This is a genomic window from Mycobacterium montefiorense (assembly GCF_003112775.1).
Lineage (GTDB): Bacteria > Actinomycetota > Actinomycetes > Mycobacteriales > Mycobacteriaceae > Mycobacterium > Mycobacterium montefiorense.
In genome coordinates this window covers 356,133-362,612 of the sequence record NZ_BFCH01000007.1, presented here as the reverse complement: position 1 = coordinate 362,612, position 6,480 = coordinate 356,133, and the positions used below count along the sequence as shown (strand labels likewise).

The window sequence follows — 6,480 nt, the reverse complement described above, 5'->3', positions numbered from 1 at the left end:
GGCGGTGATGTTTTCGCGCTCGGCCGAGGCGATCGTGGCGATATTGGCGGTGCTCAAGTCGGGGGCGGCCTACCTGCCGATCGATTCCGCGGTGCCCGATTCTCGCGTCGAGTTCATGCTCGCCGATGCCGCGCCGATCGCGGCGCTGACCACCGCTGAGTTAGCCGGGCGGTTCGATAGTCACGGGGTGCCGGTCTTCGGCGTCAATGAGCCGGCGGTACAGGCCCAGCCGAGCATCGCGTTGGCGGCGCCCGCGCCCGGGGACCTCGCCCACGTCGTTTACACGTCGGGAACTACCGGTGTGCCCAAGGGGGTGGCGACGACTCACCACAACGTGACTCAGCTGTTGGAGTCGCTGCATGTGGGTCTGCCGTCGGGGCCGGGGGAGGTGTGGTCGCAGTGGTACTCCTATGCGTTTGACGCCTCGGTCGAAGAGATCTGGGGGGCGTTGCTGCACGGGTCTCGGCTCCTGATCGTGCCCGAGTCGGTGGCCGCGGTGCCAGATGACTTGCAGAACTTGCTGATTGACGAACACGTCACCGTGTTGCACCAGACCCCGTCGGCGGTGTCGGCGCTGTCGCCCGAAGGCTTGGAGTCCGCGGCACTGGTGGTGGCCGCCGAGGCCTGCTCGGCGGAGCTGGTGGATCGATGGGCGCCGGGGCGAGTGATGACCAACGCCTATGGTCCCACCGAGTCCACGCTGTGCGCGACGGTCAGTCCACCGCTGACTGCCGGATCAGGGGCACCTCCGATCGGTGGGCCGATTCCGGGGGCGGCGCTGCTTGTGCTCGACCCCTGGTTGCGTCCGGTGCCACCGGGTGCGGTGGGCGAGTTGTACGTGGCCGGGCGTGGGTTGGCGGCCGGATATCTGCGCCGCGCGGGATTGACGGCATCGCGGTTTGTGGCCTGCCCGTTCGCGCCAGGGCAACGCATGTATCGCACCGGCGATTTGGTGTCATGGCGTGCTGATGGGCAGCTGCAGTATTTGGGTCGGGCCGATGAGCAGGTCAAGATTCGCGGCTATCGGATCGAGCTCGGCGAAATCCAGTTGGCGCTAAGCGGTTTGGATGGGGTCGAGGCCGCGGTTGTGGTGGTTCGCGAGGACCGCCCCGGCGACAAGCGTTTGGTGGGTTATGTCACCGAAGTGTCAACCGGGGCGGTCGACACCGCCGGTGCCCGAGCCGCGCTGGCCCAGCGGCTGGCACCCTACATGGTCCCCGCCGCCATCGCGGTCCTCGACGCACTGCCGTTGACGGTCAACGGCAAGCTTGACACCCGCGCCTTGCCGGCACCGCAGTACCACAGCAGTGAGTACCGTGCTCCGAGTAACGCAGTCGAGGAAGCCCTGGCCGGTGTCTACGCCGAGATCCTCGGCCTCGAGCGGGTCGGGGTTGACGATTCGTTCTTCGACCTCGGTGGAAACAGCATCTCGGCAATGCGTTTGATCGCCGCGATCAACACAACTCTCGACACCCACCTCACTGTCCGCGTTCTGTTCGACGCACCGTCGGTGAGCGCATTGAGCCATCAGGTTGACCGGCACGTTGTCGATCCGCGTTTTGTGGCCGCGCACGGCGCGCAGCCCGGCGAAATCCATGCCGCCGATCTCACCCTGGACAAGTTCATGGACGCCGCAACGCTATCGGCGGCCGCCACGCTGCCGGGCCCGAGCGCGGAGCTACGTACGGTTCTGTTGACCGGCGCGACCGGGTTCCTCGGGCGTTACCTGGTGCTGAAATGGCTTGAGCAACTGGAATTGGTCGACGGCACACTGATCTGTCTGGTGCGTGGATCCTCCGACGCGGATGCTCTGCGTCGTCTGGAGAAGGTCTTCGACACCGGGGATCCGCAACTGCTGGCGCACTTTGAGGAGCTTGCGGCGGATCGTCTTCAGGTCATCGCCGGAGACAAGGCGCAAGCGGACCTCGGCCTCGACGGCCAGACGTGGCAGCGACTGGCCGAAACCGTTGATTTGATCGTTGATTCGGCCGCATTGGTCAACGGTGTATTGCCCTACAGCGAACTGTTCGGCCCCAACGTCGGCGGCACCGCGGAACTGATCCGGCTGGCGTTGACTACGAAACTCAAGCCCTACACATATGTGTCGACTGCCAACGTCGGTGACCCGATTGAGCGCTCGGCGTTCACCGAGGACGCCGACATCCGGATCATCAGCCCGACGCGCGTCAACGACGGCGGCTCGGTGAGCGGCTACGCCAACAGCAAGTGGGCCGGTGAGGTGTTGCTACGGGAAGCCCATGAATTGTTCGGGCTGCCGGTTCTGGTGTTCCGCAGCGGCATGATCTTGGCCGACACCAGTTACCTGGGTCAGCTCAACGTCTCGGACCTGGTGACGCGGATGGTGTTGAGCCTGGTGGCCACGGGCATCGCGCCCGGTTCGTTCTATCAGCGCGACGCGAACGGCAACCGGCAACGGGCGCACTACGACGGGCTGCCGGTCGAATTCGTTGCCGAGGCGATCGCCACGCTCGGAGCCGAGGTGGTCGACGGGTTTGAGACCTATCACGTGATGAACCCGCACGACGACGGTGTCGGGCTCGACGAGTACGTCGATTGGCTGATCGATGCCGGCCATTCCATCGAGCGCATCGACGATTTCGACGAATGGTTGCAACGGTTTGAGTGCGGCCTGCGGGGTCTGCCCCATCGACAGCGGCAGCACAGCGTGCTGCAGATACTGCAGTCGGCCGGCCCCAGGTATGTGCGGCCCGCACTGCCGATGCGCGGCGCCTCAGCGTCGACGGACAGATTCCGCGCCGCGGTGCAGGAGGCCAAAATCGGGCCCGACAATGACATCCCGCACGTCTCGCCGCCGGTCATCGTCAAATACGTCACCGACCTACAATTGCTTGGGCTGCTTTAGCCGTTGGTATAGCAATCCTTTCGCTGGCCAGAACGCCGTCGTACGCTCAATGCGATGCTGGCAAAGTCCGAGATTCGGTTCCTGCGCGTCGGCGACCGCCGCGTGGCGTACGAAGTACGCGGCGATGGTCCAGCTCTGGTCGCTCCGGCGTGGTGGGTGAGCCATCTCGAACTCGACTGGGAGAGCTCCGGCTTCCGGCAATTCTGGGAAAGCGTCGCCGACGGATACACGCTGATCCGCTACGACCGGCTCGGCGTCGGCATGTCGGACCGCGCGTTGCGAGATTCGGACCTGACCCTGGACGCGGAAGTGGCGATGCTGCGGGCGCTGCTCGACGAGCTCGATCTCGAGCGTGTGTCTGTGTTGGGCGGATCCTGCGGGAGCTGCACCGCAATCGCCTTTGCTGCAACGTATCCCGAAAGAGTCGAGCGGCTGGTGCTGTACGGGTCCTACGCCGATGGCTCGGTGATCACCGCACCGGGAGTGGGCGACGCGATCATCGCGGCGGTTCGCGCGCATTGGGGACTCGGCTCGCGTTTGCTCAGCAACATGTTCCTCGGTGCCGCCGAATCCGCGGAGCACGAACGCTTCGCACGGTTGCAGCGAGGGGCGGCGACCGCCGAGGCCGCCGCCGCATTGTTGGGTCTGGTCTATCGCCTCGATGTCCGTGGGTACCTTCCCAACGTCTACTCGCCGACGCTGGTCGTGCATCGTCGCGACGACCGTGCCGTGCCTTACCGGCTCGGGCGTGAGGTTGCGGCGGCGATCCCCGGCGCCGCGCTGATCTCGCTGCCCGGCAGTGCGCACTTTCCCTGGCATGGTGACGCGGATTCCGTCGCGCGCGCATGCCGCGAGTCGCTGGGGCCGTCGACGCCGTCGCCGCAGCAGCACGCACACGAGCCAGAGCCGGTCGCGCTCTCCGCTCGTGAACGCGAGATTCTCGCCTGCCTTGCGCGCGGTCTGCACGATCGCGAGATCGCCGAGCATCTGGTGCTGAGCCCGCATACCGTGCACCGCCATGTGGCGAACATCCGCCGCAAGCTGGGACGCACCTCGCGGACCGCTGCCGTTGCGGAGGCCGCGCGCCTCGGACTGCTGTGACCTAGCCCAAACGGGCCATCGGCCGAAGATGGCCGCCCTGGGCGATGCGCGCACCCGGTGGCCTCTTCTACGTTTGCGCCATGACCGACACTGGTATCGAACTAGAAGTGCGCCCGCGCTCCGCGTCGTGGCTGCGGATTATGGCCCTGGTGTATGACCCGTTTGTGTGGCTCGGTGAGCTCGCGGGCATGCGTAGCCGGAGGCGGACGCTGGTGAGCGGCGCCCGCGGGCGTGTCGTCGAGATCGGCGCGGGGACCGGACTGAACATCGAGCACTATCCCGACGGCGTCGACGATCTGCTGCTGTTGGAGCCCGAGCCCGCGATGCGCCGAAAGCTCGCGCTTCGGCTGCAGCGGCATCCCCGTCCCGCACAGATCATCGACGCGCCCGCGGAGCGTCTACCGCTGCCCGACGAGTCCGTGGACACCGTCGTCTCGACGCTCGTCCTTTGCACCGTCGAGGATCCCGAACGCGCGCTGTTCGAGATCGCACGCGTGCTGCGCCCCGGTGGGCAGTTGTTGTTCGTAGAACATGTGCGCGCGAGTTCGCGGTTGCTCGCAGCCTGGCAGGACTACCTGTTTCGTCCGTGGCGTGCCTTCGCCGGCGGATGCTGCTGTAACCGGCCGACCGGGGAGTTGATGCGCGCCTGCGGATTTGCTGTTACGGCCGATCATGTCGTCTGGCGCGGGATGCCACGTATTGTCCACCCACTGATACTGGGACACGCGACTCGGTAGTCGCCCTTGACTACAACCGTTTTCATCACAGTTCCTCGACTTCATCGTGTGACCCGGGTCGCTAGCATCGGGTGAACTTGCCGAAAATCATCGGCAATAAATCATAGTGAAGTAGCCGCCGAATGTTTCTGTCTTGCTTGCCAATTGGTCGCTGACGTGAAACTCCCGGGCGCCCTCAAGCAACAGGGCGCTCGCCGTGTGGAAAGAGGACAATGATGTCTGCTGCAGCTCTGTCGCGCGATCGAATCGTCGCCGGGCCCGGGTGGAGTAGATGGCTCGTTCCCCCCGCTGCGCTGTCGATACACCTAGCGATCGGCAGCGTTTACTCGTGGAGTGTTTTCAAACTGCCCCTACATGAAACACTTGGGGCATCAGGTCTTTTAAGTGCTATGCCGTTCACGCTGGGCATTGTCATGCTGGGTGCGTCGGCCGCCGTCTTCGGCACGGCGGTGGACAGACGCGGCCCTCGCTGGGCGATGTTCGTGGCGTTGTCCTGCTTTTGCGGTGGGTTGCTTGTCGCGGCGGCCGCGGCCGAGCTGGGACAGATGTGGCTGATCATCGTCGGTTACGGTGTCATCGGCGGTATCGGTCTTGGAATCGGTTACATCTCACCGGTTTCCACGTTGATGAAATGGTTTCCCGACCAGCCGGGCATGGCGACCGGCTTTGCCATCATGGGGTTTGGCGGCGGTGCGCTGATCGCCTCTCCGTGGTCGTCGCAGTTGATGAAATGGTTCGGCTCCGACCGGCACGGACTTGCTGCGACGTTCTTGGTCATGGGGCTGGTGTACGCCGTCTTCATGTCGGTGGGAGTGTTGCTGATTCGGGTGCCGCCGCACGAATGGGAACCACCCATCGTCAGAGTCGCCTCGTCGAAGTTGCCGCATGCCGCTGGCCCCGATCGCACCGCGAACGAGGCGATCAGGATGCCCCAGTTCTGGCTGCTGTGGATAGTGTTGTGCTTCAACGTCACTGCGGGAATAGGCATCCTGGAGCGGGCCGCGCCCATTTACCGGGATTACTTTCCACGCGCGGCTTCTCCCGCGGCGTTGACCGCGGCGGCGGCGGGATTCGTAGCGATACTCTCGCTGGCAAATTCGTTGGGACGCATACTGTGGTCTTCGGCGTCGGATGGGGCCGGTCGCAAAAACATGTACCGGCTGTACCTCGGTCTGGGCGCGGCGCTCTATGTCGTTTTGATCGTCGCGCAAAATACAAGCAAGCCATTATTCCTTGTGGTGTGCATCTTGCTGCTGTCGTTCTATGGCGCGGGCTTCTCGACGGCGCCTGCCTACCTGCGTGACCTGTTCGGCTACCTCGAAGTCGGGGCGATCCACGGCAGGCTGCTGACAGCGTGGTCGACAGCGGGTGTGCTCGGGCCGGTGATTGTCAACGCGATTGCCGACAACCGCATTGCTGCCCATGTGGCGGGACCCGAGCGGTACCGATGGTCATTCATGATCATGGTGATCCTGTTGCTGATCGGCGTGGTGTGCAACGAGCTGATTCGTACGCCACGGCCGCCCAGCTTCGTTGTGGCGGGCATGGATACGCGAAAGCCGGCCAGCGTGATCTCCGGAGAGGGTGGACGATGACCGACCGATCGATCGAGACGAGATCGCCACGCGACAAGCTGCTGGGCGCCGGCACCTGGGTTTGGGTGGGGGTGCCATTCACCTATGGCCTCTACGAGTTGCTGGTGAAGATCCCCGCGTTGTTCTTGAACTGATCCAAGGCTCTCGGGAATAGCCTGGCGCG

5 protein-coding genes are annotated in these 6,480 nt (G+C 64.6%); all 5 read left to right on the top strand.

Annotation, left to right across the window (positions count from 1 at the left end):
* Positions 1-2,884: non-ribosomal peptide synthetase (locus tag DB708_RS05415; protein WP_133250980.1), on the top strand; the 2,884-nt coding region annotated here is incomplete at its 5' end.
* A 54-nt stretch (positions 2,885-2,938) separates the two neighbouring features.
* Positions 2,939-3,985: an alpha/beta fold hydrolase gene (locus DB708_RS05410; protein ID WP_108920899.1), complete on the top strand. Its 1,047-nt coding sequence runs from the start codon at positions 2,939-2,941 to the stop codon at positions 3,983-3,985.
* Between the two features lie 80 nt (positions 3,986-4,065).
* A complete protein-coding gene (locus DB708_RS05405; protein ID WP_235616636.1) occupies positions 4,066-4,722 on the top strand; it encodes a class I SAM-dependent methyltransferase in 657 nt (218 codons plus the stop codon).
* A gap of 215 nt (positions 4,723-4,937) precedes the next feature.
* Positions 4,938-6,317: an OFA family MFS transporter gene (locus tag DB708_RS05400; protein WP_108921009.1), complete on the top strand. Its 1,380-nt coding sequence runs from the start codon at positions 4,938-4,940 to the stop codon at positions 6,315-6,317.
* Positions 6,314-6,451: an MFS transporter small subunit gene (locus tag DB708_RS27190; protein ID WP_165839736.1), complete on the top strand. Its 138-nt coding sequence runs from the start codon at positions 6,314-6,316 to the stop codon at positions 6,449-6,451. The genes DB708_RS05400 and DB708_RS27190 overlap by 4 nt, the downstream gene beginning before the upstream one ends.
* Positions 6,452-6,480 lie beyond the last annotated feature (29 nt).